We start from the raw sequence: 26540 nt of genomic DNA, 5'->3' as shown, positions 1-26540 counted from the left end.
ACATGGCCCACGGTGACACTGTGGGTCATGACGAGAGCTTCGCTTCACATCGCCCTGATTACTGAAACCTTCCCGCCGGAAATCAACGGGGTGGCCAATACCCTCGGCCGCCTGTGCGAGGGTTTGCGCTCGCGTGGTCACCAGGTCGAACTGGTGCGCCCCCGCCAGGGCGCTGACCAGAGCCGGTCGAGTGACGATCAATTGCTGCTGTGTCGCGGCTGGCCACTACCGGGTTACCCAGGGCTGCAATGGGGGCAATCGTCGATGCACAAATTACTCAGGCGCTGGGCCCGACAGCGCCCGGATGTGTTGTATATCGCCACGGAAGGCCCCTTGGGCCTATCCGCCCTACGCGCAGCACGACGCCTGGGCATCAGTGTTGTCAGCGGCTTTCACACCAATTTCCAGCAGTATTCGAACCAGTATGGCTTGAGCCTGCTGAGCCGCATGGTCACCCATTACTTGCGCTGGTTTCATAACCGTTCGAGCCTGACCCTGGTGCCAAGCGCCAGTCAGCGCCTGGAGCTGGGGCGCCGGCATTTCGAGCGCCTGGGGATGCTGTCACGGGGCGTCGACAGTCAATTGTTTCACCCAGCCAAACGCGACAACGCGTTGCGGGAAAGCTGGGCATTGAACAATGAACAAATCGCGGTGCTGCATGTAGGGCGGTTGGCCCAGGAAAAGAACCTCGGCCTGCTCAAACGCGGCTTCGAGACGTTGCAGGACCGTTACCCAACGCGCCAGATGAAACTGATCATCGTCGGTGATGGGCCACAACGGGCGATGCTGGAAAAAGAACTCCCCGAAGCGATTTTCTGCGGTGCCTTACGCGGTGAAGAACTGGCGCGGCACTACGCGTCCGGCGATGTGTTCCTGTTCCCCAGCCTGACAGAAACCTTCGGCAACGTGGTACTGGAAGCCATGGCCTCGGGGCTGGGCGTCGTGGCCTACGACCAGGCGGCTGCAGCCCAGCATATTCGCCATGGCTACAACGGCGTGCTGGCGATGCCTGGGGATGAAGATGCCTTTTGCGACGCCGCCAATTGGCTGCTGGAGGAAACAGAGAGCTTGCGGCGCATGCGCCTGAATGCGCGCCAACATGCCAGTCGCCAAGGCTGGGCAGCGATTATCGAGCAATTCGAGCATCACTTACGCGGTGTATGCGGGGAGAGTTTCGCCCTTCCAGCGCAATCTTACGTGCGCTGAACAATCTGCCAATGATATGAAGCGTGCGGCGAGCCTGTTACAGGCCACTCAAGTTTTGCCTGGTATTTAAAAGGGGAACCATTGGCCGCAGAACGCCAACCATTGATACCTGCTGGCCAAGCAGGCCCTTTTAATAATGGAGATATTGAACATGCCAACTTATGGAATGGGTGTACGTAATGGCGTCAACATGCCAACCGCGGAATGGACACGCCAGCAGCAATGGCTGGATCAAGCGCGTGCAGAGCCGCCAACCTACGGTCAGCCTGGGCATAAAGACACACTCAAGACCGATCACCACAAAGAGCTGAATAAGCGACCCGAGTATTAACCCCTAAAGCGACAAAACTCCCTGTGATCATCACAGGGAGTCCGGCCCCTTAGACCAGAGTCGTCAACGCCTCACGACTGAACGGCAAGATGTCGCCCTCGCGCCCCTCGCGCACCTTCACCGCCCAATCCGGGTCAACCAGCAGCGCACGGCCCACCGCCACCAGGTCGAACTCATCATTGTTCAGGCGCTCCAGCAGCTTTTCCAGGCTGGCAGGTTGTGCGACCTTGTCGGTGTTGACCATGAACTGCAGGAACTCGCCATCCAGGCCGACGCTGCCCACGGTGATCGTCGGCTTGCCGGTAAGTTGACGTGTCCAACCGGCCAGGTTGAGGTCGGAGCCTTCAAATTCCGGCTCCCAGAAACGGCGGGTGGAACAGTGGAAAATATCCACGCCGGCGTCAGCCAATGGCTTGAGAAACTCAGCCAATGCCTCCGGGGTTTGCACCAGGCGCGCGGTGTAGTCTTGCTGCTTCCACTGGGAGAAACGCAAGATAATCGGAAACGCCGGGCCGACCGCAGCACGGGTCGCCTGGATCAGCTCGATGGCAAAGCGCGAACGGTTGGCCAGGCTACCGCCGTATTCGTCGGTGCGCTGGTTGCTGCCTTCCCAGAAGAACTGGTCTACCAGATAACCATGGGCGCCGTGGATTTCCACGCCGTCCATGCCGATGGCCTGGGCGTCCTTGGCGGCTTGGGCGAAGGCATTGATCACGTCCTTAATGTCCTGGGCAGTCATACCGTGTACGACCACCTTGCCGTCCTTGAGCTTCTCCATCGGGCCGTAGGCTGGAACGCTGGCATCAGGCTCCGTACCAATACGGCGCACACTGCCCACATGCCACAGCTGCGGAATAATCTTGCCGCCTTCGGCGTGCACGGCGTCGACCACTTTCTTCCAGCCGGCCAGCGCGGCTTCACCGTAGAAATGTGGGACATTGGGGTAGCCATTGGAAGCCTGATGACCGACCACTGTGCCTTCAGTGATGATCAGGCCCACACCGGCAGCCGCACGACGGCGGTAGTACTCGATGACTTGGGAGTTGGGTACGCCACCCGGGGAGAACGAACGGGTCATCGGGGCCATGACGACGCGGGAGGACAATTGCAGTGCACCCAGTTGAAACGGTTTGAACAAGGCTTGGACAAGCATGGAGCACTCCACCGGGAAGAAATTTATGACGATTATAATATGGGGAGTGAGTAGTGCTTGATAGCACTATTGATCTGGGTGATTAAGGGGGTAAATGCAGCCGAATACCTGTAGGAGCGAGCTTGCTTGCGAAGAACTCAAGGACACGCGTCAAACCAGGATAAGCGCGTTATCGTTGGCGATCTTCGCGAGCAAGCTCGCTCCTACAGTGGGTATGTTTCAGCTCAGGGCTTTTTCGATGGCCTGGATGATAGTCGGGTCGTCCGGGGACGTACGTGGCGAAAAGCGCGCAAGTACCCGGCCATCCTTACCCAACAGGAATTTCTCGAAGTTCCAGGTGATATCACCCGGAAACTCGGCGCCCTCGCCCGCCAGCAGGCGATACAACTGATGACGATCCGGACCGTTCACCTCCAGCTTGCTGCCCAGGGGAAAGGTCACACCGTAGTTCAGGCTGCAGAACTCGCGGATCTCTTCCTCGCTGCCCGGCTCCTGGCCTGCAAACTGGTTGCACGGCAAACCGAGCACCGTGAACCCCTGGTCCTTGTACTGCTGGTAGAGGTTTTCCAACGCCGCGTATTGCGGGGTCAAACCACATTTGGACGCCACATTGACCACCAGTACAACCTGGCCCTTGAAGGGGGCCAGTGGCAGCTCTTGTCCGTCCAAGGCTTTGAGTTTCAGATCGTGGAAAGCACTCATGACGAACTCCAGATATCCCATGTTCTTTGCATTGCAGCCTTTGGAGCTTACAACCCGCAAGGCTGCAATCATAGACGCCGATGACAAAACGCGCCTGCGGGTTACTGAGCGGTCGGCCACGGCAAAATCGGGATCGCTGTTACCGCGTTCTGCGGGCTGCCTTCGATCAGGCGGTCGCTGTAGACCAGGTACACCAGGGTATTGCGCTTCTTGTCGAGGAAGCGCACCACCTGCATGGTCTTGAACACCAGCGAGGTACGCTCCTTGAATACTTCGTCACCGTCCTTGAGCTCGCCCTTGAAGTGGATCGGGCCAACCTGGCGGCAGGCAATCGACGCTTCAGCGCGGTCTTCGGCCAGGCCCAGGCCACCTTTGACACCACCGGTCTTGGCGCGGGACAGGTAACAGGTCACGCCATCGACCTTGGGGTCGTCAAACGCTTCGACCACAATCCGGTCGTTAGGGCCGACAAACTTGAACACCGTCGAGACCTGGGCGATTTCTTCGGCCGAGGCCAGCAGTGGCATGACCAATAACAGGCCGAGTAATCCCTTCATTACACGCATCGGGTATTCCTTTCGTTTAAACCAGGATGAGGTTATCGCGGTGCACCAGCTCCGGTTCCGCCATATAGCCCAAGAGTCCGACAATGGCGTCAGACGATTGTCCAATAATCTTCTGCGCCTCGAGAGCGCTGTAGTTGGCCAGGCCACGGGCGATCTCACGACCGTCCGCGACGCACACCACCATCTCACCACGGCGAAAGCTGCCCTGTACCAGCTTGACGCCCACCGGCAGCAAGCTCTTGTTGCCTTGGGACAACGCCGACACCGCGCCCTCGTCCAGCACCAGGGTGCCACGGGTTTGCAGGTGTCCGGCCAGCCATTGCTTGCGCGCCGCGAGCATGCCGCGTTCCGGTGATAGCAGCGTACCGATGCGCTCACCGGCCTTGAGGCGATCCAGCACACGCTCCAGGCGCCCGCCCACGATGATGGTGTGGGCGCCGGAACGCGCAGCCAGGCGCGCAGCGCGCAGCTTGGTCTGCATGCCACCACGGCCCAGGGCACCGCCGACACTGCCGGCGACTGCATCCAGCGCCGGGTCATCGGCGCGGGCTTCGTAGATCAACTGGGCGTCGGGGTTGTTGCGCGGGTCAGCGTCGAACATGCCATCGCGGTCGGTGAGAATCACCAGCAGGTCGGCCTCTACCAGGTTGGCCACCAGGGCGGCCAGAGTATCGTTGTCACCGAAACGGATTTCATCGGTGACCACCGTATCGTTTTCGTTGATCACCGGGATGACCTTGAGCTCCACCAGCGCGCGCAATGTGCTGCGGGCGTTGAGGTAGCGCTTGCGGTCGGACAGGTCGTCGTGGGTCAGCAGGATCTGCGCCGTGTGGCGGCCGTGCTCGGCGAAGCTGGACTCCCAGGCTTGCACAAGGCCCATCTGACCGATGGCGGCGGCGGCTTGCAGTTCGTGCATCGCGCTGGGTCGCGCGGTCCAGCCGAGGCGGCTCATACCGGCGGCAACGGCCCCGGACGACACCAGCACCAACTCGACACCTGCTTCATGCAAGGCCACCATCTGCTCGACCCAGACGCTCATGGCTGCGCGATCCAGACCTTTGCCGTCCGCCGTCAGCAGCGCACTTCCGATCTTTACGACCCAGCGCTGCGCACCTGTCACTTTGCTCCGCATCATCTTCAACCTTAAAGTGAGGGCCGCGCGACCCAGCGCCGCCCATAACGTTATACCCGGATACCAAAACGCCGCTCTATAAGGAGCGGCGTTCAAGTTTATCGCAACGGATCAGTCGCGCACGTAAATGATTTCCGGGCCATCTTCATCATCCACGTCTTCTTCGTCCCAGTCATCGTCGCCGATGTCGTGGACCGATTTCACGCCGCTGCGGCGCAGGGCGCGCTGGTCGTCCAGGGCCTGCAACTGGGCGCGGGCTTCGTCTTCGATCTGCTGGTCGAGCTCGGCGAGCTCGGCCTTGAATACCGGGTCGGCCGCCAGGCGGTCGGCGCGGTCTTCCAGGTAACGCATGATGTCGCGGGTCAGGCGCTCAGTGCCTTCTTTGGCAATGGCCGAGATCACATAGACCGGACCTTCCCACTCCAGGCGATCGACGATCTCCTTGACGCGCTCTTCGTGCTCTTCCTCGAGGATCTGGTCGCACTTGTTCAGTACCAGCCAGCGATCACGCTCGGCCAGGGCCGGGCTGAACTTGGTCAGCTCGCTGACGATCACTTCGGCGGCGTCCGCTGCACTGGTGTCATCCAACGGCGCCATGTCAACGAGGTGCAACAGCAAACGGGTGCGGGACAAGTGCTTGAGGAAGCGAATCCCCAGGCCTGCGCCGTCGGAAGCGCCTTCGATCAGGCCGGGAATGTCGGCGACCACGAAGCTCTTCCAACGGTCGACGCTGACCACGCCCAGGTTTGGCACCAGGGTGGTGAACGGGTAGTCGGCGACTTTCGGCTTGGCGGCCGATACCGAACGGATGAAGGTACTTTTGCCGGCGTTCGGCAGGCCCAGCAGGCCAACGTCTGCCAGTACTTTCATTTCCAGCTTCAGGTCGCGCTGCTCGCCCGGCTTGCCCGGCGTGGTCTGGCGCGGTGCACGGTTGGTACTGGACTTGAATCGTGTGTTACCCAGACCGTGCCAGCCGCCCTGCACAACCATCAGCTTCTGGCCGGCCTTGGTCAGGTCGCCAATCACTTCCTGGGTCGCGGAGTCGATGATCGTGGTGCCGACCGGTACGCGCAGTACCAGGTCTTCACCTTTTTTACCGGTGCAGTCGGTGCTGCCGCCGTTGGAGCCACGCTCGGCATCGAAGTGCCGGGTGTAACGGTAGTCGACCAGGGTGTTGAGGTTTTCGTCGGCCATCATGTAGATGGAACCGCCGTCACCGCCGTCACCGCCGTTTGGGCCACCGTTTTCGATGAATTTTTCGCGACGGAAACTCATGCAACCGTTACCGCCATCGCCTGCTTTTACTCGGATGGAAACTTCATCAACAAACTTCATAACAAAACGCCTCTCGCCGCATGGACGAGCTTAAGAAACCAAGACATAAGACTCTTGCAAAAATGAGCGCAGCGACCTCAATCAACGACCGCACAACCAGCGCTTGAGCCCATCACAAACAGCTTTGCAAGAGACTCACCCCACAAACGAAAAAGCCCCGTCGCAAGACAGGGCTTTTCCAGCGATCTCGCAATTAAGCTGCGACAACGCTCACGTAACGGCGGTTGAACGCGCCCTTTACTTCAAACTTGATCACGCCTTCGATTTTCGCGAAGAGGGTGTGATCTTTACCCATGCCTACACCGTAACCGGCGTGGAATTGGGTGCCGCGCTGACGCACGATGATGTTGCCCGGAATGATTTTCTGGCCGCCATACATCTTAACGCCAAGGCGTTTGGCTTCTGAGTCGCGACCGTTACGGGTACTACCACCAGCTTTTTTGTGTGCCATGAGTCAATTCTCCTAGTGAGGAATTAGGCTGAAATTAAGCCTGAATACCGGTGATTTTGATCTCGGTGTACCACTGGCGGTGGCCCATACGCTTCATGTGGTGCTTACGACGACGGAACTTGATGATGCGGACTTTATCGTGACGACCTTGGGAGATCACTTCAGCCACAACGGTAGCGCCAGCAACAACTGGAGCGCCGATGTTCACGTCATCGCCATTGGCGACCAACAGAACGCGATCAAAAGTAACGGATTCGCCGGTAGCGATTTCCAGTTTTTCGATCTTCAGGTATTCACCTGGGGCGACCTTGTATTGCTTGCCACCAGTAACAATTACTGCGTACGACATGGTATTTCTCCGATAATCCTGCTCACCCAGCGCTTTATAAGAAGAGGTATTGGCTGGCATGGCTGCATGGGATGGACGTCCCGAATGCAATTGCGTAAGGCAGGTGCTGCCCAGGAAGTTCAGGGTGCGCGATTGTACGCAAGCCTTTGAAGCGTTGCAAGTAGCCGTCTATCGCGCCTTGACACTAGGGGGCCTGAGTCCTAGCATGCCGCGCAACCCTTCTGGAGCGACTGTCGCTGATGCAACCCCAAGCTTTCTACCGCGCGGTCGCGGACGATTTTAGCGCCGTCGACGGCATCATCAAGCAGCAGCTGACGTCTAAAGTGCCGCTGGTCTCCAAAATTGGCGACTATATTACGTCGGCGGGCGGCAAACGCCTGCGTCCTTTATTAGTACTGCTGTGTGGCAAGGCCCTGGGCCGTGAAGGCGATGACCTGCGCCTGCTGGCCGCCACCATCGAGTTCCTGCACACCGCCACCCTGCTGCATGACGACGTGGTCGACATGTCCGGCATGCGCCGTGGCCGCGAGACCGCCAATGCCATGTGGGGCAACGCGCCGAGCGTGTTGGTGGGTGACTTCCTGTATTCGCGCTCGTTCGAAATGATGGTCGAGCTGGGCTCGATGCCGGTGATGAAGATTCTTTCACAGGCCACGCGCATCATCGCCGAAGGCGAAGTGTTGCAGTTGTCCAAAGTCCGCGACGCCAGCACCACCGAAGAAACCTATATGGAAGTGATTCGCGGCAAAACCGCGATGCTCTTCGAAGCCTCAACCCACAGCGCCGCTGCACTGTGTGGCGCCACTGCCGAACAGGCCGAGGCGCTGCGTACCTTTGGTGATCACCTGGGCGTGGCGTTCCAACTGGTGGACGACCTGCTCGACTACAAGGGCGACGCCGAAACCCTGGGCAAGAACGTCGGTGACGACCTGGCCGAGGGCAAGCCGACCTTGCCGCTGATCTACACCATGCGCGAAGGCACGCCGGAACAGGCCGCCCTGGTGCGCAAGGCGATCCAGAAAGGCGGGATCGAAGACCTGGAGGCTATCCGTGCCGCCGTCGAAGCCTCAGGTTCCCTGGAGTACACCGCACAACTGGCGCGTGACTACGTGGCCCGTGCGATCAAGTGCCTGCAAGCACTGCCTGCCAGCGAATACCGGGATGCATTGGTTGAGCTGAGCGAATTCGCGGTGGCGCGTACTCACTGAGCAATATCTGAGAACGCGGGCTAGTGTGGGAGCGGGCTTGCTCGCGAAAGCGTAGTGTCAGTCAATATCTTATAAATTGACCTACCGCTTTCGCGAGCAAGCCCGCTCCCACATTTTGTTTGTATTGCCAATATTTAGAATGTATTGCCACTCTAGGCGGCCCTACCCAGCCACAAACCCCTATATAATGTGCGACTTTTAGCCATCCTGACTTTCAAGGAGCTTTAGTGAGCACGTTGCCACCCTGCCCAAAATGCAATTCCGAATACACCTACGAAGACGGCGCCCAGCTGATCTGCCCGGAATGCGCCCATGAGTGGTCCGCCAATGGCGAGGCCGAAGTGGCCAGCGATGAAACCGTGAAGAAAGATTCTGTGGGTAACGTCCTGCAGGACGGTGACACCATTACCGTGATCAAGGACCTCAAGGTCAAGGGCACGTCCCTGGTGGTCAAGGTCGGCACCAAGGTCAAGAACATTCGCCTGTGCGACGGCGACCACGATATCGACTGCAAGATCGACGGTATCGGCCCGATGAAACTCAAGTCCGAGTTCGTGCGCAAGGTCTGATCCTGCTGTATCCATCCCGCGCCCGCCGCGGGATGGCGTTTTGCCCTCCCCGTTGATCGAACGCAATACCCACACAGAAAAACCCAGAAACCGCCAATAGACACTTGCTATTCTACGAATAAGAATTATTCTCATTGAAACCCATCAAGGAGAACGACCATGACTTATTTGATAGATGCCTGGCTGGACCGTCCACACCCTTACCTGCGGATCCTGCATCGGGAAACCGGCGAAGTCTGTGCGGTGCTTGAGGAAGAAGCGCTGAACGAACTGCAGGATCAGGGAGACCTGGACGTCAATGGCCTGAGTTCCAGTGAGCCTGGAGTACTGAAGGAAGTGGTGAGGAATTTATTTCTGTTCTGCTATGCCCGTGCGTTGCGCCCGGCGACGGAGCTGAATGGCAAGTTCCATCCATGAACAACCTGGCAAATCCCTGTTGGGGCGAACGCATTCGCCTCAACAGGTAATCAACAACAGGTCTTACAGAACGTCGAGCAGCTCGACGTCGAACACCAGAACGCTGTGCGGCGGGATGCTGCCAACGCCTTGAGCGCCGTAAGCCAGTTCGCTCGGCACGTACAAACGCCATTTGCTGCCGGCATTCATCAGTTGCAGGGCTTCGGTCCAACCGGCGATCACGCCGCCAACCGGGAATTCTGCAGGCTGGCCACGCTCGTAGGAGCTGTCGAACACAGTGCCGTCGATCAGGGTGCCGTGGTAGTGAGTACGCACTTGATCTTCACGGGTCGGCTTGGCGCCGGTGCCGGCAGTCAGCACTTCAAATTGCAGGCCGGAAGCCAGGGTGGTGATGCCATCACGCTTGGCGTTTTCAGCCAGGAATGCCAGGCCTTCGCCTGCTGCGGCTTCAGCCTTGGCAGCGGCTTCGGCTTGCATGATTTCGCGGATCACTTTGAAGCTGGCAGCCATTTGCTCTTGGTCAACACGGCTTGGCTTGCCCGCGAACGCGTCGGTCAGGCCAGCCAGGATCGCGTCCAGGCTAACGCCCGGTGGCGGGTTGTCGCGCAGTTGGTCGCCCAACTGACGGCCGATACCGTAGCTGACGCGGGTTTCGTCGGTGGACAGATTAACTTCGGACATGAAGAGGCTCCGCTGTAGGGCAACACGGTTTCCCGCGTCGCCCAGAACTAAAAGGGCCCGCAGACTAGCACACAAGACCGGCCCGTGATCAGCCCCCCTCCCCGGCTACCAGAGCGCCAGGTCGTAGGTCAGGTACAGCCGCAATGGCGCCCCTTCGTCACCCCGCAAGAAAAGTACTTCAGAATCATCCTTTGCCGCCGATACAGCCCTACACATCTTGGCTGGCTCAAACAACAACACACCGTCCAGCAGACAGACATCACTCTTCAAGGAGCTTTCGATGAACAGCTGGTTCGGTAACATCAGCGTCAACCTCAAACTCGGCCTGGGCTTTGGCCTGGTGCTGGTCCTCACCTCGATCCTGGCACTCACCGGCTGGACCAGCCTGGGCGGCTTGATCGACCGTAGCAACTGGATGAGTGACATCACCCAGCTCAACGCCTCGCTGACCAAGCTGCGGATCGTGCGCCTGCAATACATGCTGGCCAACGGCGACGAAGCCGTGGCGCAGAACGTGCAGACCAGCCTCGATGCCTTCGCCGCCCAGCAACAGAAGCTGCTGGACACGTTCAAGAGCCCGGAAAACCTCAAGCTGCTCAATGACCAGAAAGCCGTCATTACCGCTTACCGCCAGTCCCTGAATAAAATGCGCGAGGCCTACCGTAATGGCAACGCTGCACGCGACGTCATGGGCGCCAAGGCCGACATCGCCAATGCACAAATCAATGCGTTGGAAGCCAATGTGCAGCAGTCGCCCGATAGCCCGGAGCGCTTCAGTCAATTTTTGGCCGTGACCCAAGCCAAGAGCGAGTTCCAGCAGGCTCGCTACGAAGTGCGCGGCTATACCAATAGCCCGAGCGCCGAAACCGAAACCCGTGCCGCTGCGCAAATCGAAAAAGCCGTCGCCGGTTTGAAAGCCCTCAGCGCCGCATTCGGTGCTGGCCAGCAAACCGCATTGACCGCACTGGAAACCGCGCTCGGTGACTATCGCAGCGCCGTGCAAAGCTACAAGGCAGCCAACGCCAACATCGTTACCGCCCGCGCCGAAATGACGACACAAGGCGCCGATATCGTCACGATCAGCGACAAGCTGTACGACATCCAGCTGGAACGTCGCGACACTGAAAGCACTCAGGCCCGTAGCCTGCAATTGATCAGCACCTTGCTGGCCCTGCTGGTCGGCATCATCGCTGCCTGGGTGATCACCCGCCAGATCACGCGCCCGATCCAGGACACGCTAGCCGTGGTGGAACGCATCGCTTCCGGCGACCTGAGCCACAACATCCAGGTGACCCGTCGTGATGAGCTGGGCGTGTTGCAACAAGGCATCCAGCGCATGGGCACGACCCTGCGCGAGCTGATCAGCGGCATCCGCGATGGCGTGACTCAGATTGCCAGCGCCGCCGAAGAATTGTCGGCGGTGACTGAACAGACCAGCGCCGGTGTGAACAGTCAGAAGATCGAGACCGATCAGGTCGCCACCGCCATGCATGAAATGACCGCCACCGTGCAGGAAGTGGCGCGCAATGCCGAACAGGCTTCCCAAGCCGCGTCCGACGCCGACGGGCAAGCCCGCGAAGGCGACAAGGTGGTGGCCGAAGCCATTGCCCAGATCGAGCGATTGGCCGCCGAAGTAGCGCGTTCCACCGACGCCATGACGCACCTGCAGCAAGAGAGCAACAAGATCGGCAGCGTCATGGACGTGATCAAGGCCGTGGCCGAACAGACCAACCTGCTGGCCCTCAACGCCGCGATTGAAGCCGCACGTGCCGGTGAAGCCGGCCGTGGCTTTGCCGTGGTCGCCGACGAAGTGCGTGGCCTGGCCCAGCGTACGCAGAAATCCACCGAAGAAATCGAAGGCCTGGTGGCCGGCTTGCAAAACGGTACCCAGCAAGTGGCCAGCGTGATGAATAACAGCCGTAGCCTCACCGACAGCAGCGTCGAGCTGACGCGCAAGGCAGGCGTATCCCTGGAGAACATCACCCGCACGGTGTCGAACATCCAGTCGATGAACCAGCAGATTGCAGCGGCCGCCGAACAGCAGAGCGCCGTGGCCGAAGAGATCAGCCGCAGTATTGTGAATGTGCGGGATGTGTCCGAGCAGACAGCGACGGCCAGTGACGAGACGGCCAAGTCGAGTGTGGAATTGGCGCGTTTGGGCAGCCAGTTGCAGCAGATGGTCAGTCATTTCCGGGTTTGAAAAACCAAAAAAGCCGCCTCGATTTAAGCCGAGGCGGCTCCACTTCTCAGACCTTACAGGTCATCAAAGCTGTCCCGCAGGAATGTCCACACGTGATAAACACGTAGGGCATTTACTACGAGGTTCCACGTACGTCGTGCAAGCTTAGACATACTCGGCCCTCCTTGAGTTGGGCCCCACCTCCAGCGCACTTACCGGAACACGTGAGCCTTTGGACGCGGGTCAATGCGTCCTTTGAGGTGGCCGGGCTAGTGGTCCTTCCGCATCAATCCGGCACGGATTACTAGCCCGTGGCGGTCGGTCCAGAATTCGCGCGCATACCCGGCCCCCCCAAAAGCGACAAACGCAGAACGGGGAAGATCCTAACCAACATTCCCGTCTAAGGTGTGTCCAACAGTGGTCAAATATCCAGTATCGCCCGATAGATTCATTGCAAGCTTTTGCAGTCAAATCAGGCAAGAGAAAGATGCCTAAAGTATCCATGCCGGCCATCGTTCCGTGTTGCGTGACGACGTGACCGGCGGTAGTATCCACCTGCGGGTCAATGCGTCCTTTGAGATAGCAAACCCCAGCCACTCACTGGGTTTGCAATAAAAAACCGCCCTACTAAGGCGGTTTTTTATTGCCTGCCATTTCCCCATCAGCCCTCGCCTTCCTCGACAAACACCAGCCGATTCCCAAACGGATCACTGATGCTCATCTCCCGCGAGCCCCAAGGCGTTTCCTCAACCCCGGGCTTGGCATAACGGTAATCTTTGGCCAGCAACTGCTGCTGATACGCGTCCACTTCTGTCGCCTGAATCCGCACCGCCGACCCCGGCGACGCATCGCCATGGTGCTCGGACAAATGCAGCACACACTCGCCCAGTGACACTTGCAGGTACAACGGGAAATTCGCCTCGAAACGATGCTGCCAATCGACCTTGAACCCCAGGAAGTCGACGTAGAATTCCAACGCCTTGGCCTCATCGAAAATCCGCAGGATGGGGGTGACTTTTCCTAAGTGCATGGCGACTGCTCCGTGTGTGAGAACGCCCACTATAGAGACGAAAACCCGCCACGCAAATCCCCACTGCGCGCCAGGAATCGCCCCGGCCGCTGACCATTGGCCTGCCCATCGCGGTAACTCAACACGCCATTGACCCACACGCCATCAATCCCTTCTGCCGCCCGTTGCGGCGCCTTGAAATCGGCCACATCGCGCACCCGCAGCGGGTCGAACAGCACCAGGTCGGCCCAGTACCCTTCACGGATTTCGCCACGCTCGGATAAGCCAAAGCGCGCTGCCGATAAACCGGTCATCTTGTGCACCGCCGTGTGCAACGGGAACAAGCCGACATCCCGGCTGAAGTGCCCCAGCACCCGTGGAAACGCACCCCACAAGCGCGGGTGGGGAAACGGGTCTTCGGGCAACCCATCCGAGCCCACCATCGACAGCGGATGGGCGAGGATGCGCCGCACATCGGCTTCATCCATGCCGTAATAGACTGCGCCAGCCGGTTGCAGGCGACGGGCAGCGTCGAGCAGCGAAACGCCCCACTCGGCAGCGATATCCTGCAAGTCGCGCCCGCCCATTGCCGGGTGCGGCGTCGACCAGGTGATGGTGATGCGAAACGCGTCGGTGACTTGCTTGAGGTCCAGGGTCGAGGAGCTGGCGGCATAGGGATAGCAATCACAGCCCACTGGATGATTTTTTGCCGCGGCTTCAAGCGATGCCAACAACTGCGGACTACGCCCCCAGTTACCGGCACCGGCGCATTTAAGGTGGGAAATGATCACCGGTACCTTGGCATGACGGCCGATCAGAAACGCCTCCTCCATCGCCTCCAGCACCGGCTCGAATTCGCTGCGCAAATGGGTGGTGTACACCGCACCGTAGGCCGTCAGCTCTTCGGTGAGTTGCAACACTTCATCGGTCTCGGCACTGAACGCGCTGGCGTAGGCCAGGCCTGTGGACAAACCCAGGGCGCCGGCTTCCAGGCTCTCTTGCAACTGCACGCGCATCGCCGTGATTTCACCGGGCGTGGCCGTGCGGTGCAGGTCGTCCATATGGTTGCTGCGCAGGGCTGTGTGGCCGATCAATGCGGCGACGTTCACCGCCGGATGGGCGTCTTGCACTGCGTTGCGATAATCGCTGAACCGCGGATAGCAGAACGCCTCACTGTTGCCCAGCAAGTTCATTGGGTCCGGCGGGGCGCCGCGCAAACTCACCGGCGAGGCACTGATGCCACAGTTACCGACAATCACCGTGGTCACGCCCTGGCTGAGCTTGGGCAGCATCTGCGGCTGGCGGATCACCACCGTGTCATCGTGGGTGTGCACATCGATAAAGCCCGGTGCCAATACGCGGCCATGGGCGTCGATGACCTGTTCGGCCTCGGCTGTGGACAAGTCGCCAATCGTCTTGATACGCCCTTCATGCAATCCCACGTCGGCGACATACCCTTCGGCGTTGCTGCCATCAATGATCAGCGCCTGGCGAATCAGCGTGTCGTACTTCATATCAATCTCCAAGCGGCAGGCTGTCGGGGCCGCCGCGGTAATCGTCCAGGGCCAGTTTGATCCGGCGCAGGCGTTCCTGGTTGTCGTCCGGCAGGGCCAGCGCCAGCTCAGTGGCGAGCAGGTCGATGGCCAGCAACATGCCGTAGCGGGCCGCGGTGGGTTTGTAGATAAAACTGGTTTCCGCCGGTTGCAGCGGCAGCAACACATCTGCCAACTGCGCCAGGGGGGAATCGGCAAGCGTGATAGCGACGATGCGGGCGTCGTAGTTGCGCGCCAGCTTCACCACATCCAATAGCTCGGGCGTCAGCCCGGTGAGGGAGCACACGATCAAGGCATGTTCCGGCCCCAGGGTCGCAGCGGTGACACGCATCATCACCGGGTCATGGCTGGCGGCAATCGGGTAGCCCAGCCGCACCAGGCGCACCTGCAATTCATCACTGCACAGGCTCGACGGGCCGCCCATGCCGAACGCATGGATCATGCGCGCCTTGCCCAGCAGGTTGACCGCATCGACGAAACTGCGTTGATTGAAACCCGACAGATGCTGACGCAACGTCGCCTCGATATCGCCCAGGATCTGCCGATGAAATGCCGACTGTTCCGGCAACCCCGCAGGGTCCAGAAAGCGGCTGCCCACACCACTGGCCTGGGCCAATTGCAGGCGCAAATCGCGCAAGTCACGGCAACCGACGCTGCGGGCAAAACGTGACAGGGTGGCGGTACTGACCTCGGCCCGCTGGGACAACGCCTCCAGGCTGGCCGAGGCGGCAAAGCCCACATCCTCAAGCATCAGCTTGGCGATACGCCCTTCGCCGGCGCTGAAAGAGTCCTGGCGGGCGCGGATCTGGTAGAGGATGTCCATGGGGGCTCCGGGTTACAGAATGAGGCTCATAAAACCAGTGACAAGCCGTAGGTGAGACCGAAGGCGACCACCGAAATCAGAGTCTCCAGCACGGTCCAGGTCTTGAAGGTCTGGATCACCGTCATATTGAAGTATTCCTTGATCAGCCAGAAGCCACCGTCGTTGACATGGGAAAAGATCACCGAACCCGCACCGGTCGCCAGCACCAGCAATTCGGGGTGTGGATAACCCAAGCCCAAGGCGACCGGCGCGACCACGCCCGACGCAGTGGTCATGGCTACCGTGGCCGAGCCGGTGGCGATACGCATCAGGGCGGCGAACAGCCAGCCCATCACCAGCGGCGACAAGTGGAACGCATGGGCCAGGCCGAGGATTTCATTCGTCACACCGGCGTCCACCAGGATGCGATTCAACCCGCCGCCCGCACCCACCAGCAAGGTAATGCTGGCGGTCGGCGCCAGGCATTCGTTGGTGAATTTGAGAATCGACTCACGGTTAAAGCCCTGGGCCAGGCCCAAGGTCCAGAAGCTCACCAGGGTCGCCACCAACAGGGCGATCACCGAGTTGCCGATAAACAGCAGGAACTGGTTAAAGCCGGTGCCCGGGGTGGAAATCACGTTGGCCCAGCCGCCGATCATCATCAGCACCACCGGCAACAGGATGGTGCCCATGGTCAGTGCAAAACTGGGCAGGCGGGTGCGCGGTTCACGCTCGATGAACTGGCGCTCCAGCGGGTTTTCCGCCGGCAGGTGAATGTACGGCACGATGAATTTGGCGTAGACCGGGCCGGCGATGATCGCCGTGGGAATACCAATCAAAATCGCATACAGCACGGTCTGCCCGACCGAGGCGTTGTAGGCCAGCACCGCCATCATTGCCGCCGGGTGCGGCGGCACCAGCGCATGCACCACCGACAGGCCGGCGACCATCGGCAGGCCGACCATCAGGATCGACACGCCCACGCGCCGCGCCACCGTAAAGGCAATCGGCACCAGCAGCACAAAACCGACCTCGAAAAACAGCGGCAGCCCCACCAGGAACGCGATGCACACCATCGCCCAGTGGGCGTTGCGCTCACCGAAGCGGTTGATCAGCGTACGCGCCACCTGCTCGGCGCCGCCGGATTCGGCCATCATCTTGCCGAGCATGGTGCCCAGCGCCACCACCAGGGCGATATGCCCCAGGGTTTTACCCACACCCGCCTCATACGACCCCATGATGGTGTCCGCCGGCATCCCGGCCATCAGCGCCAGGCCGATGGACACCAGGGTGATGACGATAAACGGGTTGAGTCGGTAACGTGCAATCAGCACGATCAATGCAATGATGGCGATGGCGGCGTATGCCAATAGCCCGAAGCCCGGTGATGCGGCCATGCGGTACTCCTCGGAAAGGGTCACGTCGAATTGGTTGTGAAACTCATAAATCATTACCGAGGAGTATTTTCAATTTTTATGAAAGTAATTTTCGCCCACAGATAAGCGCTGTCGCTTGGGGATATGTGCAACGCCAGCCTATGAAAATTCGGGGGGTGTTCTTACATGAAGATCAGAGGATGCCGGAAACTCAAGCGCCGCCCTCGAGTCATAGAATGCGCCTCTACTCTGTTCAGGAAACCGCCCATGATTCGCACCACAATCGCCGCCAGCGCCCTGCTTCTTGCCCTATGCGCCAGCGCCTATGCCGCCGACAACGCCGCATTGAAAAAATGCATGGACAGCGCCAACACCACTGCGGACATGGTCAATTGCAACGCCAGGCAAACCAAGGTGCAGGACGAGCGCCTGAACCGCGCCTACAAAACCGCCCTCGCCGCCCAGGAAGGCGCGCGCAAGCAGCAATTGCAAGACGTGCAGCGCCTGTGGATCAAATACCGCGATGCCAATTGCTCCTTCGCCGGCAGTGCCACCGGCGGCACTATTGATCAGGTCAACGGCTCCGGCTGCGTGCTCGACATGACCCAGACCCGCGCCCAGGAGCTCGAAGACCTGGTCGGGCCGTAATATCAGTCATGCTGAACCTTGGCACGCTTGAGCAGCTTCTTGCAGCGCTCGGATAAATGCAGCACCCGCAGGTGTTTGCCGGCCTTGGTATAGCGCTCGCGCAGGGTCATCAGTGCGGCAATCGCCGAATAGTCGACAAAGCTCAGGTGACGGCAATCCAGCGTGACCTGGGCCGGGTCGTTGGCCGGGTCGAATTGATTCAGGAACGGCGTGGTCGAGGCAAAGAACAAGGTGCCATGCAGACGGTAAAGCTTGCTGCCGTCGGCCTCCAGGTGTTCATCCGCGTACAGCTCCCGCGCCTGTTGCCAGGCAAAGTTAAGCGCGGCGATAACGATGCCGCACAGCACAGCGGTGGCCAGGTCGGTAAACACGGTGATGATCGTCACCGCCATGATCACCAGTACGTCATTGAGCGGCACCTTGTTGATCACCCGCAGCGACGCCCAGGCGAAGGTCTGCTGCGACACCACGAACATCACGCCTACCAACGCCGCCAGCGGAATCCGCTCGATCAGCGGTGACAGAAACAGAATGAACAACAGGATCATCACCCCGGCAAACACGCCAGAGAAACGCCCGCGCCCGCCGGAGCTGAGGTTGATCACGGTTTGCCCGATCATCGCGCAACCGCCCATGCCACCGAACAGGCCCGAGACCATATTCGCCGCGCCCAGGGCCACGCTTTCGCGGTCGGGGTAGCCACGGGTCTCGGTGATTTCGTCGGTGAGGTTGAGAGTCAGCAGGGTTTCCAGCAGGCCGACCATCGCCATCAGAAACGCGTAGGGCGCGATGATGCCGAGGGTTTCCAGGGTCCAGGGAAGTTGCGGCAGGGCGAAGCTCGGCAAACCGCCGGCGATATGCGCCATATCGCCCAACGTGCGCGTCGGCAGGCCAAGCAGGTACACCGCCAGGCCGACACCCAGAATCGCCACCAACGCGGGCGGCACGGCCCGGGTCAGGCGTGGCAGCAAATAGACAATCGCCATGGTCACCCCAACCAGCCCCGTCATCACATACAACGGCGTGCCACTGAGCCAGCTGTCGCCGCTCTTGAAATGCTCCAATTGCGCCAGCGCGATAATAATCGCCAGGCCGTTGACGAAACCAAGCATCACCGAGTGCGGCACCATGCGCACCAGCTTGCCCAGGCGCAGCAGCCCGAACGCGACCATGATCAACCCGCCCAGCAGCACCGTCGCCAGCAGATACTCCACCCCGTGTTGTACCACCAGCGCGACGATCACCACCGCCATCGAGCCGGCCGCGCCCGAGACCATGCCCGGGCGACCGCCGAACAGCGCAGTGAGGGTACAAATGATAAAAGCGCCGTAGAGCCCCATCAGCGGGTTGAGATGGGCGACCAGGGCGAAGGCGATACATTCGGGCAGCAGCGCGAAAGACGTGGTGAGGCCGGCCAGGGCATCGGCGCGCAGACGGGTGAGGTTCATGGAGTACCAGGGCGTTGCGGGGGATAAGGCGAGGAATGGTACGGAATTGCAACGGGATGGGCCAGTAAAGTGTAACTACAAGTGAACCGAGTCGCCGCCATCGGGAGCAAGCCCCCTCCCACACTTGAATGCATTCCAAAGTTGGAACTCGGTCAAATGTGGGAGGGGGCTTGCTCCCGATAGCAGCTCCTCGGTCTCAAGCGAACATCACACCATCTCGTTGCGAATCCACTCCACCACCGACGTACGCTTCGGCACCCAGCCCAGCAATTGGCGCGCATGCTTACCGCGCACCCGGCTATTGGAGCCCAGGCCATAGTTGGCCATTTCATAACCCCACTCGGCCTCAGCCTCGGCCAATGGCCAATCCTGCGGCTCGCCCAGGTTCAGCGCTTGGGCAATCGCGGTGGTCATGTCGATAAACGCCGCCTCACTGCTTTCCACAAAGTAAAACGTACCCGGTAGATTTTTGGTCAGCGCCAGCAGGTACAGGGCCACCACGTCTTCGATATGCACGTTGGACCAGATGTTCTGCCCTGGGCCCACATGGCGCACCACACCACTTTTGCGCGCCTGTTTGAGCAAGCGCGGCAATTGCACGCTGTCACGCTTAACGCCCAGGCTGTGGCCGTAGATCAGCGTGTTGCAGATCACCGCCGAATTCACGCCGTTGCTGGCCGCTGCCAGGATCAGGTTGTCGATCGCCACGCGTGCGGCCTTGTCGACAGTCGGCTCCGGCAGGTTGTCTTCGAAATAGATGACATCGCTGGCCTTACCGCCCGACGCATCGCCGACGATGCTCGAACCGCTGGTGTGCAGGAACGGTTTGTTCGAGCCTTTCAACGCGGCCAGCAAGGTTTCTACGGCGGCACGATGATCGCTGCTGGCGGCATTGATAACGGCATCGGCTTTGCGCGCCTGTTCGGTCAATACGGCGCTGTCGTCGAGAGTGCCAATCACCGGGGTGATGCCCAGGGCGGTCATCTCGGCAGCTTGTTCGGCGCTGCGCACCAGGCCGGTGACGTGATGGCCGGCCTTGACCAGGCCGGTGGCAATGGAACCGCCGATAAACCCTGCGGCGCCGGTAACGAATACGTTCATGGAAGTGACTCCTGACTGGGTAAGTGATGGGTCCAGTATCAAGCACCCCTCCCGGCCGAATAAGCCCGTATTGCCCAATTCACTCTTGCGTATAGGTCACGAATCAGCAGGCATACCGCGCCAGCTTGGCTTGAATGAAGTCCAGGAAGCACTGAATGCGCAATGCCAATTGCGAGTTACGGTAGAACACCGCATGGATCGGCTGGCGATAGCCGCTGTTGAACGCCTCCAGCACCGGCACCAGGCGCCCGGCATCGATGTCGTCGACCGTCATGAAGTTCGACAGGCAGCAAATGCCCTGCCCTTCCAGCGCCAACTGCCGCACGGTTTCGCCACTGGACGCACTGACGCTGGGCTGGATCAGCCAGCGGTCACCTTCCACATGGCGCAGCGGCCAGTGGTTGAGGGTGTCGGTGTGGGTGAAGCCAAGCAACGTGTGGGCGGCCAATTCGGTTACCGTCGTCGGCGTGCCGTGCTGCTTGAGGTAGTCGGGGCTGGCGAGGATATGCAGCGGGGTAGAACCCAGGGAACGGGCATGTAAGGTCGAGTCGGCCAGGGCGCCGATACGAATAGCGATGTCGGTACTTTGCTCGAGCAGGTCGATGATCAGGTCATCGCTGTTCAGCTCCAGTTGGATGTCCGGGTAGCGGCTGCGAAATTCGGCGATGTACGGCACGATCCCATGCAGCATGAACGGCACTGCGGCGTTGATCCGCAGGCGGCCCGCCGGTTTTTTCTGGCGCGACGACAGGCGTTCTTCCAGCTCATCCATCTGCGCCAGGATCACCTTGGCTTGCTCGAAGAAGTACTTGCCCTCCTCGGTCAGGTCCATGCGTCGTGTGGTGCGGTTGATCAGCGTGGTCTCGAGCTTGGCTTCCAGGCGCGACAATGTGCGGCTCACCGCCGACGGTGTCTGCCCAGCCTGCTCCGCAGCGGCAGAAATCGAACCGCACTCAATCACGCTGACAAAAATCTGTAGCTCATCGGACCGGGCTTTCACAAGCGCTCCCTCGTTATCGGTTCAGCGCAGCTTACACCGAGAGGCAGGACACTTAACCACTGATCAACAGATGGCCTCCCAGCAACGCCATGCCGATGAAGAACACACGCTTGAACAGCACCGCGCTGATACGCTGGCGCAGTGCCTGGCCTAGCCACATCCCCAACAGCGCTGGCACCAGGGCCAACAGCGAGGCGCCGATTTCACCGCCACCCAAGGTGCCACGCCACGCCAGTCCCGCGGCCAGCGCCAGCGTCGACACGCTGAACGACAGGCCCAGCGCCTGCACCAACTGATCGCGATTCAAGCCCAAGGCTTGCAAATAGGGCACAGCGGGAATCACGAACACGCCGGTAGCCGAGGTGATAAGGCCGGTGACGACCCCGCACAGCGGCCCCAGCCAACGCTCGGTTGCCGGGTTTACCCGGAACACCGGCAGGAACAAGCCGCTCAATGCGTACACCAGCAACGCCGCGCCCAACCCTCGCACCACCCAAGGCCCGCCGCCCATGCCCAGCCACAAGGTACCAAGCCCGGTACCGAGGAAAATCAGCAACAGCATGGGCCACAGGCGTTTGAGCAAGGCACTCAAATGGCCACCGAACGCCAGTTGCCAGAGGTTGGTGATAGTCGAAGGAATGATCAGCAGAGCCGCTGCCTGCGCCGGTAACATAGCCAGGCTGAGCATGCCCATGGCTACGGTAGGCAGGCCGAGGCCGATGATGCCCTTGACCGTGCCGGCCAGCAGGAAGGTGGTGATGATCAGCCCTGTCAGGGCTGGGCCAAGGTTTTGGTAGAACGCTAGGAAGGTATTCATGGACCTATCTTGGCGCTTTTCAATGATCGGGGAAATTCGCCATATACTGAGGCAGCCTCTTGTTTTTTGTGAGGCTGATGCCCTCTTCGCGAGCAAGCCCGCTCCCACACTTGAATCGCATTCCAACTGTGGGAGCGGGCTTGCTCGCGAAGGGGCCCGCACAGTCACCGGAAAACTTCCCGCCATGCACTTTGACCTGATCGACCTGCGCCTCTACCTGCACATTCTCGACACCGGCAATATCACCGCCGGTGCGGCCCGCAGCCATTTGTCCCTGGCTGCCGCCAGCGCACGCATCCGGGCGATGGAGTCGTCACTGGGCATCGCGTTTCTCGACCGTGGCCGCCGTGGCGTCACCCCAACGCCTGCGGGCAAAGCCCTGGCCCGGCACGCTCGCTTGCTGCTGCAACAGGCCGACCACCTGCAACAAGACCTGGCCGAATACGCCAATGGCGTCAAAGGCCAGGTACGGCTGCTGTGCAACACCACCGCCCTCAGCGAATACCTGCCTGAACTGCTGGCGGATTTTCTGCGCGAACACCCCAACCTCGATATCGACCTGCAAGAGCTGCCCAGCCTGCGCATCACCCACGCATTGCGCCAGGGCACGGCCGACCTGGGGATTATTTCCGATGCAGTGGACACCCACGGCTTGCAGGCCCTGGCGTTTCGCGACGATCCGCTGGTGCTGATCATGCCCCTTGACCACCCGTTGACCACAGCCAGTTTCATCGACAGCTTGCAGTACGACTATGTGGGCCTGGCGGCCGACAGCGCGCTGGCGGTGTACTTGGAGGAACAGGCGTTGCACGCAGGCTTTCGCCTGCAAACGCGCATTCGCGCCGACGGTTTTGATGGGTTGATTCGTATGGTTGCCGGGGGCGCTGGCCTGGGCATCGTGCCTCAGGCCGCCTTGGAACGTTGGCCGTCGCAGCGCCGCTTCAAGGCCCAACCGCTGCAAGAAGAATGGGCCTGTCGCAAGCTGCTGTTATGTGCACGCTCCTTCGAACAACTGCCGGGTTACGCCAAGGCTTTGTTCGACGCCTTGGCCCTGCCCTTGCGGAAAAACCCGTAATACACCGCCGACAGAATCAGCAGAAACGGCACGCCAAACACCAGGGTCATCTTGAACGCCTCGGTGAAATAGGTGGTGATCATCACCGCCCCCATCAGCACCAGCCCCAACAGCGTGCTGTAGGGAAACAAGCGCAGCTGGAACGACAACTTCGCCCCACCATGACGTTTGCGGTAACGACGGAAGAACAGGTGCGTGAGAAAGATCATGAACCAGGTGAAGATCGCACCAAACATCGAGATCGCCATCATCAGGGTGAACGAGCTTTCCGGGTACACCAGGTTAAGCAAGGTCGCCAGGGCGATGCCCGAGCTGGACAGCAACAAGGCATTCAGCGGGATACCGTTCTTGCTCAAGGCACCCATGGCCTTGGGGGCGAAACCGGCACGGGACAGGCTGAACATCATGCGCGTGGTGATGTAGAGCTGACTGTTCATCGCCGACAGCGCCGCGATCAGGATCACGAAGTTCATCACTCCAGTAGCGCCGGGAATGCCGATGGTCTGCATCACCGTCACGAACGGGCTCTGAGTCTGGCCGGCCTGGTTCCACGGCACGATGGCGAGCATCAGCGCCAGGGTCAGCAGGTAGAACACCACCAACCGCACGATGGTGGCGCGAAAGGCTTTCTTCACGGCCTGCTCCGGGTCGGCAGCTTCACCAGCGGCCACGGCGATCATCTCGACGCTGAGGTAGCTGAAGATCGACACAATCACCGCGATCCACATGCCGCTCAAGCCATGGGGAAAAAAGCCGTCATGGGCCGTGTAGTTCTGCACGCCATAGTCCGGGTTGCCGGAGCCGAACACCACATACACCGCAAGGATGATGAAACCGACGATGGCGCTGATCTTGATCGTCGAGAACCAGTATTCGAAGTTGCCGAAGGTCTTCACGCTGATGGCATTGAGCAGGATCAACACGCTGGAAAACGACACGATCCACACCCATTCCGGCACGTTGGCGAACCAGTACTTCATGTACATCGCCACCGCCGTGACCTCGGCGCCCACCGCCAGCACAATCGCCGCCCAGTAGGCATAGCGCACCAGGAACCCGGCCAGTGGGCTGATGTAGAACTCGGCGTAGGCGCCAAAGGAGCCGGAGGTGGAGTGGGCCACCGTCATCTCCGCCAGGCAGCCCATCAGCAACAAGGTGATCAACGCGCCAATGGCGTAGCTCACCAGCACGCTCGGCCCGGCATAGCCGATGGCATAGGCGCTGCCCATGAACAGCCCTGTGCCGATGGCGCCACCGATGGCGATCATGCTCATCTGGCCGGAGGTGAGCTGGCGCCTAAGGCCCAACTCGCGGTGGGTAATCTCTGCAAAGCCGTTGTCTGGCGTGGTCACTGGTGTGCCCCTTTATTATTGTGATTGCACTATTTAACTGATGACACAGGTCTCCTGTGGGAGGGGGCTTGCTCCCTCCCACATTGGTTTTGCGGTGCTCTTAAGTAACGCTGTTGCGAACTTTGAACTGCGGCTGGTCCCAGGCTTTCTGGTCAAGAATTTCACCGAGGATTTCCACGGCGTCCCACACCTCGGTAAAGCGCGTATACAGCGGCGTGAAACCGAAGCGCATGATCCGTGGTTCGCGGTAATCGCCGATCACGCCGCGGGCGATCAGAGCCTGGATCACTGCATAACCTTCGGGGTGTTCGAAGCTGACGTGGCTACCCCGCCGGGCGTGTTCACGAGGGGTGATCAACGTCACGCCATGGGCGGCGCAACGGCTTTCGACCAACGAGATAAACAGGTCGGTCAATGCCAGGGATTTAGTGCGCAGGCTGGCCATATCGGTCTGGGCAAAAATCTCCAGGCCGCATTCCACCATGGCCAACGAGGTAATCGGCTGCGTACCGCACAGGTAGCGCGCAATGCCGGCGCTGGGTGCGTAGTTGGACTCCATCGCGAACTGGCGGGTATGCCCGAACCAACCCGACAACGGCTGGCGCACCAGGTCCACCAACGCCGGGTTGACCCACACAAATGCCTGGGAGCCCGGCCCGCCGTTGAGGTATTTGTAGGTGCAGCCAATCGCATAATCAGCGCCGGCCTGGTGCAGGTCGACAGGTACCGCGCCGGCCGAATGCGCCAGGTCCCAGAGGCTCAGCGCGCCGCACTCATGGCTGAGGGCGGTGAGCGCTTGCATGTCGTACATGTAGCCGGTCTTGTAGTTGACGTGGGTGAGCATCACCACCGCCACGTCCGCGTCGATGGCCTGGGGCAGTTCGTCCGGGCTGTTGACGAGACGAAGGGAATAGCCCTGTTGCAGCAGTTCAGCGAGCCCCTCGGCGATATACAGATCGGTGGGGAAATTACTCGCTTCGCTGACGATCACCTTGCGCGCCGGTGCCCGTTGGCGCTGCACACTCAACGCGGCGCTGAGCACCTTGAACAGGTTGATCGAGGTGGTATCGGTGATCACCACTTCGCCATCGCGCGCACCGATCAGCGGCGCCAGGCGATTGCCCAGGCGCTGGGACAAATCCGCCCAGCCAGCGCTGTTCCAACTGCGGATCAAGCCATTGCCCCACTCCTCGGCGATCACCTGCTGCGCCCGCTCCAGCGCCGCCACCGGGCGAGCGCCGAGGGAGTTACCGTCGAGGTAGATCACCCCCTCGGGCAAGGCGAACTGGGCGCGCAGTGGCGCCAATGGATCCTGGGCGTCGAGGGCTTGGCAATGGCTTCGAGTGGTCATGGGTCGTCCTGGTTTTTATAAGTGAATATGGAGCAAATAATGAACGAAGATTTACAGAATTTTCGTGCAAAGTGGTGGGTAACAGGCTAATTAAGCTGTAGGAAATTCGAATTTAACCTCTAAACACGCGGATATATTCTAAGCATGATTCTCGACGCCACCGACCTGCGCCTCCTGCACTTTCTGCAACAGGATGGGCGTATCAGCAACCAGGAACTGGCGGAAAAAGTCGCGCTGTCGCCGTCCGCGTGCCTGCGCCGTTTACGCTTGTTGGAGAGCGAAGGAATCATCAGCGGCTACCGCGCGGTGCTGAATGCCGAGCAGTTGGGGATCGAGCTGGAAGCCATCGTGCACCTGTCGTTACGCCAGGATGTGGAAGACTGGCATGAGACGTTTATCAAGAAGGTGCAAGGCTGGCCGGAAGTGGCGAGCGCCTACGTGATCACCGGCGCCAGCAACTATGTGCTGCGGGTGCAGGCGCGTAACCTCAAGCATTTTTCCGACTTTATCGTGAACCACCTGAACCGCACGGCGGGGGTGATGGATATCCGGTCGGAGATTGTGTTGCAGAAGATCAAGGATCGGGATGAAGTGTTGGATCTGGTCCTACGCAAATAACACCATCACTGCAGATCAATGTGAACTAAATGTGGGAGGGGGCTTGCTCCCGATAGCGGTGGGTCAGTGAGTAAATAGGTGACTGACACTCTGCTATCGGGAGCAAGCCCC

At 60.2% G+C, this 26540-nt stretch carries 27 protein-coding genes and 1 pseudogene; 10 read left to right on the top strand and 18 right to left on the bottom strand.

The window, feature by feature from the left end; genetic code table 11:
• Positions 1 to 27: 27 nt before the first annotated feature.
• Together FRT59_RS21950 and FRT59_RS21945 are read left to right on the top strand one after the other, a co-directional pair.
• Positions 28 to 1206 (top strand): glycosyltransferase family 4 protein, encoded by a 1179-nt coding sequence (locus tag FRT59_RS21950; RefSeq protein ID WP_153872398.1) that lies wholly within the window; start codon positions 28 to 30, stop codon positions 1204 to 1206.
• 151 nt (positions 1207 to 1357) lie between these two features.
• A complete protein-coding gene (locus FRT59_RS21945; protein WP_034115950.1) occupies positions 1358 to 1537 on the top strand; it encodes a hypothetical protein in 180 nt (59 codons plus the stop codon).
• Positions 1538 to 1586: 49 nt separating this feature from the next.
• Here the strand turns inward: FRT59_RS21945 and FRT59_RS21940 are convergent, their stop codons facing one another.
• From FRT59_RS21940 to rplU, 7 genes are all read right to left on the bottom strand, one after another.
• Complete coding sequence (locus FRT59_RS21940) at positions 1587 to 2690, bottom strand: NADH:flavin oxidoreductase (RefSeq protein ID WP_153872397.1); 1104 nt, start codon at positions 2688 to 2690, stop codon at positions 1587 to 1589.
• A gap of 219 nt (positions 2691 to 2909) precedes the next feature.
• Positions 2910 to 3392: a glutathione peroxidase gene (locus FRT59_RS21935; RefSeq protein WP_034115952.1), complete on the bottom strand. Its 483-nt coding sequence runs from the start codon at positions 3390 to 3392 to the stop codon at positions 2910 to 2912.
• A 101-nt stretch (positions 3393 to 3493) separates the two neighbouring features.
• Positions 3494 to 3958: a CreA family protein gene (locus tag FRT59_RS21930; protein WP_034115953.1), complete on the bottom strand. Its 465-nt coding sequence runs from the start codon at positions 3956 to 3958 to the stop codon at positions 3494 to 3496.
• Between the two features lie 16 nt (positions 3959 to 3974).
• The gene (proB, locus tag FRT59_RS21925; protein ID WP_153872532.1) at positions 3975 to 5090 is read right to left on the bottom strand and encodes a glutamate 5-kinase; all 1116 of its coding nucleotides are present in this window, start codon (positions 5088 to 5090) and stop codon (positions 3975 to 3977) included.
• Between the two features lie 111 nt (positions 5091 to 5201).
• On the bottom strand, positions 5202 to 6425 hold the full coding sequence (cgtA, locus tag FRT59_RS21920) for an Obg family GTPase CgtA (RefSeq protein WP_005791308.1): 1224 nt from the start codon (positions 6423 to 6425) through the stop codon (positions 5202 to 5204).
• A gap of 193 nt (positions 6426 to 6618) precedes the next feature.
• A complete protein-coding gene (gene rpmA / locus FRT59_RS21915) occupies positions 6619 to 6876 on the bottom strand; it encodes a 50S ribosomal protein L27 (RefSeq protein ID WP_003176049.1) in 258 nt (85 codons plus the stop codon).
• A gap of 34 nt (positions 6877 to 6910) precedes the next feature.
• A complete protein-coding gene (gene rplU, locus FRT59_RS21910) occupies positions 6911 to 7225 on the bottom strand; it encodes a 50S ribosomal protein L21 (protein WP_003176051.1) in 315 nt (104 codons plus the stop codon).
• 239 nt (positions 7226 to 7464) lie between these two features.
• Here rplU and FRT59_RS21905 point away from each other — a divergent pair, with 239 nt between their 5' ends.
• From FRT59_RS21905 to FRT59_RS21895, 3 genes are all read left to right on the top strand, one after another.
• On the top strand, positions 7465 to 8433 hold the full coding sequence (locus FRT59_RS21905) for a polyprenyl synthetase family protein (protein ID WP_034115955.1): 969 nt from the start codon (positions 7465 to 7467) through the stop codon (positions 8431 to 8433).
• 227 nt (positions 8434 to 8660) lie between these two features.
• Positions 8661 to 9002, top strand: coding sequence for a zinc ribbon domain-containing protein YjdM (locus FRT59_RS21900; protein ID WP_034115956.1), 342 nt, complete (start codon positions 8661 to 8663; stop codon positions 9000 to 9002).
• A 159-nt stretch (positions 9003 to 9161) separates the two neighbouring features.
• Entirely contained in the window at positions 9162 to 9419 is a 258-nt protein-coding gene (locus FRT59_RS21895; RefSeq protein WP_003194088.1) for a PA4570 family protein, read from the top strand.
• A 63-nt stretch (positions 9420 to 9482) separates the two neighbouring features.
• On the opposite strand, the gene bamJ is transcribed toward FRT59_RS21895, so the two are convergent.
• Positions 9483 to 10100 (bottom strand): BamJ family beta-barrel-assembly machinery protein, encoded by a 618-nt coding sequence (gene bamJ / locus FRT59_RS21890; protein WP_034115957.1) that lies wholly within the window; start codon positions 10098 to 10100, stop codon positions 9483 to 9485.
• A gap of 280 nt (positions 10101 to 10380) precedes the next feature.
• Here bamJ and FRT59_RS27575 point away from each other — a divergent pair.
• Both FRT59_RS27575 and FRT59_RS27570 read left to right on the top strand, forming a co-directional pair.
• Positions 10381 to 11445, top strand: a pseudogene (locus FRT59_RS27575) (methyl-accepting chemotaxis protein); the annotation flags it as partial.
• Entirely contained in the window at positions 11437 to 12300 is an 864-nt protein-coding gene (locus FRT59_RS27570; protein WP_370706066.1) for a methyl-accepting chemotaxis protein, read from the top strand. The pseudogene FRT59_RS27575 and the gene FRT59_RS27570, both read left to right, overlap by 9 nt.
• 640 nt (positions 12301 to 12940) lie before the next feature.
• On the opposite strand, the gene FRT59_RS21880 is transcribed toward FRT59_RS27570, so the two are convergent.
• From FRT59_RS21880 to FRT59_RS21865, 4 genes are read right to left on the bottom strand one after another with little or no spacing between them, the layout of a single operon-like run.
• The gene (locus tag FRT59_RS21880) at positions 12941 to 13309 is read right to left on the bottom strand and encodes a glyoxalase superfamily protein (protein ID WP_034115959.1); all 369 of its coding nucleotides are present in this window, start codon (positions 13307 to 13309) and stop codon (positions 12941 to 12943) included.
• Between the two features lie 29 nt (positions 13310 to 13338).
• A complete protein-coding gene (locus FRT59_RS21875; RefSeq protein ID WP_153872395.1) occupies positions 13339 to 14802 on the bottom strand; it encodes an N-acyl-D-amino-acid deacylase family protein in 1464 nt (487 codons plus the stop codon).
• A gap of 1 nt (position 14803) precedes the next feature.
• Complete coding sequence (locus tag FRT59_RS21870) at positions 14804 to 15664, bottom strand: MurR/RpiR family transcriptional regulator (RefSeq protein WP_034115961.1); 861 nt, start codon at positions 15662 to 15664, stop codon at positions 14804 to 14806.
• A 26-nt stretch (positions 15665 to 15690) separates the two neighbouring features.
• The gene (locus tag FRT59_RS21865) at positions 15691 to 17040 is read right to left on the bottom strand and encodes a GntT/GntP/DsdX family permease (RefSeq protein WP_152612274.1); all 1350 of its coding nucleotides are present in this window, start codon (positions 17038 to 17040) and stop codon (positions 15691 to 15693) included.
• Positions 17041 to 17286: 246 nt separating this feature from the next.
• Between FRT59_RS21865 and FRT59_RS21860 the strand changes: the two genes are divergently transcribed.
• Positions 17287 to 17667, top strand: coding sequence for a lysozyme inhibitor LprI family protein (locus tag FRT59_RS21860; RefSeq protein WP_153872394.1), 381 nt, complete (start codon positions 17287 to 17289; stop codon positions 17665 to 17667).
• Between the two features lie 2 nt (positions 17668 to 17669).
• Here the strand turns inward: FRT59_RS21860 and FRT59_RS21855 are convergent, their stop codons facing one another.
• The 4 genes from FRT59_RS21855 to FRT59_RS21840 form a co-directional block, all read right to left on the bottom strand.
• The gene (locus FRT59_RS21855) at positions 17670 to 19115 is read right to left on the bottom strand and encodes a SulP family inorganic anion transporter (RefSeq protein WP_034115964.1); all 1446 of its coding nucleotides are present in this window, start codon (positions 19113 to 19115) and stop codon (positions 17670 to 17672) included.
• A 207-nt stretch (positions 19116 to 19322) separates the two neighbouring features.
• Positions 19323 to 20216, bottom strand: a complete 894-nt coding sequence (locus FRT59_RS21850; RefSeq protein WP_153872393.1) for an NAD-dependent epimerase/dehydratase family protein — start codon at positions 20214 to 20216, stop codon at positions 19323 to 19325.
• A gap of 103 nt (positions 20217 to 20319) precedes the next feature.
• A complete protein-coding gene (locus FRT59_RS21845) occupies positions 20320 to 21216 on the bottom strand; it encodes a LysR substrate-binding domain-containing protein (RefSeq protein WP_034115966.1) in 897 nt (298 codons plus the stop codon).
• Positions 21217 to 21268: 52 nt separating this feature from the next.
• On the bottom strand, positions 21269 to 22033 hold the full coding sequence (locus tag FRT59_RS21840) for a sulfite exporter TauE/SafE family protein (protein ID WP_153872392.1): 765 nt from the start codon (positions 22031 to 22033) through the stop codon (positions 21269 to 21271).
• 184 nt (positions 22034 to 22217) lie between these two features.
• Between FRT59_RS21840 and FRT59_RS21835 the strand changes: the two genes are divergently transcribed.
• Complete coding sequence (locus FRT59_RS21835) at positions 22218 to 23108, top strand: LysR substrate-binding domain-containing protein (RefSeq protein ID WP_153872391.1); 891 nt, start codon at positions 22218 to 22220, stop codon at positions 23106 to 23108.
• On the opposite strand, the gene FRT59_RS21830 is transcribed toward FRT59_RS21835, so the two are convergent.
• Together FRT59_RS21830 and kynU are read right to left on the bottom strand one after the other, a co-directional pair.
• Positions 23054 to 24460, bottom strand: a complete 1407-nt coding sequence (locus FRT59_RS21830; protein WP_198809863.1) for an amino acid permease — start codon at positions 24458 to 24460, stop codon at positions 23054 to 23056. The genes FRT59_RS21835 and FRT59_RS21830 overlap by 55 nt on opposite strands.
• Before the next feature lie 100 nt (positions 24461 to 24560).
• Positions 24561 to 25811, bottom strand: a complete 1251-nt coding sequence (gene kynU, locus FRT59_RS21825; protein WP_153872390.1) for a kynureninase — start codon at positions 25809 to 25811, stop codon at positions 24561 to 24563.
• Positions 25812 to 25955: 144 nt separating this feature from the next.
• Between kynU and FRT59_RS21820 the strand changes: the two genes are divergently transcribed.
• Positions 25956 to 26429, top strand: a complete 474-nt coding sequence (locus FRT59_RS21820) for an Lrp/AsnC family transcriptional regulator (protein WP_003194103.1) — start codon at positions 25956 to 25958, stop codon at positions 26427 to 26429.
• Positions 26430 to 26540 lie beyond the last annotated feature (111 nt).

The sequence above is a fragment of the Pseudomonas haemolytica genome (assembly GCF_009659625.1).
GTDB lineage: Bacteria > Pseudomonadota > Gammaproteobacteria > Pseudomonadales > Pseudomonadaceae > Aquipseudomonas > Aquipseudomonas haemolytica.
Note: the sequence above shows the minus strand (reverse complement) of the source record. Positions and strands in the feature narration are given on the sequence as shown.

Bases quoted from the DNA above. Each gene is read 5' to 3' on its own strand.
- FRT59_RS21820 (WP_003194103.1), top strand. From the start codon at position 25,956: ATGATTCTCGACGCCACCGACCTGCGCCTCCTGCACTTTCTGCAACAG.
- FRT59_RS21850 (WP_153872393.1), bottom strand. From the start codon at position 20,216: ATGAACGTATTCGTTACCGGCGCCGCAGGGTTTATCGGCGGTTCCATT.
- FRT59_RS21865 (WP_152612274.1), bottom strand. From the start codon at position 17,040: ATGGCCGCATCACCGGGCTTCGGGCTATTGGCATACGCCGCCATCGCC.
- cgtA (WP_005791308.1), bottom strand. From the start codon at position 6,425: ATGAAGTTTGTTGATGAAGTTTCCATCCGAGTAAAAGCAGGCGATGGC.
- rpmA (WP_003176049.1), bottom strand. From the start codon at position 6,876: ATGGCACACAAAAAAGCTGGTGGTAGTACCCGTAACGGTCGCGACTCA.
- FRT59_RS21855 (WP_034115964.1), bottom strand. From the start codon at position 19,115: ATGAACCTCACCCGTCTGCGCGCCGATGCCCTGGCCGGCCTCACCACG.
- FRT59_RS21930 (WP_034115953.1), bottom strand. From the start codon at position 3,958: ATGCGTGTAATGAAGGGATTACTCGGCCTGTTATTGGTCATGCCACTG.
- FRT59_RS21895 (WP_003194088.1), top strand. From the start codon at position 9,162: ATGACTTATTTGATAGATGCCTGGCTGGACCGTCCACACCCTTACCTG.
- rplU (WP_003176051.1), bottom strand. From the start codon at position 7,225: ATGTCGTACGCAGTAATTGTTACTGGTGGCAAGCAATACAAGGTCGCC.
- FRT59_RS21835 (WP_153872391.1), top strand. From the start codon at position 22,218: ATGCACTTTGACCTGATCGACCTGCGCCTCTACCTGCACATTCTCGAC.
- bamJ (WP_034115957.1), bottom strand. From the start codon at position 10,100: ATGTCCGAAGTTAATCTGTCCACCGACGAAACCCGCGTCAGCTACGGT.
- FRT59_RS21945 (WP_034115950.1), top strand. From the start codon at position 1,358: ATGCCAACTTATGGAATGGGTGTACGTAATGGCGTCAACATGCCAACC.
- FRT59_RS21860 (WP_153872394.1), top strand. From the start codon at position 17,287: ATGATTCGCACCACAATCGCCGCCAGCGCCCTGCTTCTTGCCCTATGC.
- FRT59_RS21840 (WP_153872392.1), bottom strand. From the start codon at position 22,033: ATGAATACCTTCCTAGCGTTCTACCAAAACCTTGGCCCAGCCCTGACA.
- FRT59_RS21940 (WP_153872397.1), bottom strand. From the start codon at position 2,690: ATGCTTGTCCAAGCCTTGTTCAAACCGTTTCAACTGGGTGCACTGCAA.
- FRT59_RS21905 (WP_034115955.1), top strand. From the start codon at position 7,465: ATGCAACCCCAAGCTTTCTACCGCGCGGTCGCGGACGATTTTAGCGCC.
- FRT59_RS27570 (WP_370706066.1), top strand. From the start codon at position 11,437: ATGGGCACGACCCTGCGCGAGCTGATCAGCGGCATCCGCGATGGCGTG.
- proB (WP_153872532.1), bottom strand. From the start codon at position 5,090: ATGCGGAGCAAAGTGACAGGTGCGCAGCGCTGGGTCGTAAAGATCGGA.
- FRT59_RS21880 (WP_034115959.1), bottom strand. From the start codon at position 13,309: ATGCACTTAGGAAAAGTCACCCCCATCCTGCGGATTTTCGATGAGGCC.
- kynU (WP_153872390.1), bottom strand. From the start codon at position 25,811: ATGACCACTCGAAGCCATTGCCAAGCCCTCGACGCCCAGGATCCATTG.
- FRT59_RS21875 (WP_153872395.1), bottom strand. From the start codon at position 14,802: ATGAAGTACGACACGCTGATTCGCCAGGCGCTGATCATTGATGGCAGC.
- FRT59_RS21935 (WP_034115952.1), bottom strand. From the start codon at position 3,392: ATGAGTGCTTTCCACGATCTGAAACTCAAAGCCTTGGACGGACAAGAG.
- FRT59_RS21870 (WP_034115961.1), bottom strand. From the start codon at position 15,664: ATGGACATCCTCTACCAGATCCGCGCCCGCCAGGACTCTTTCAGCGCC.
- FRT59_RS21950 (WP_153872398.1), top strand. From the start codon at position 28: ATGACGAGAGCTTCGCTTCACATCGCCCTGATTACTGAAACCTTCCCG.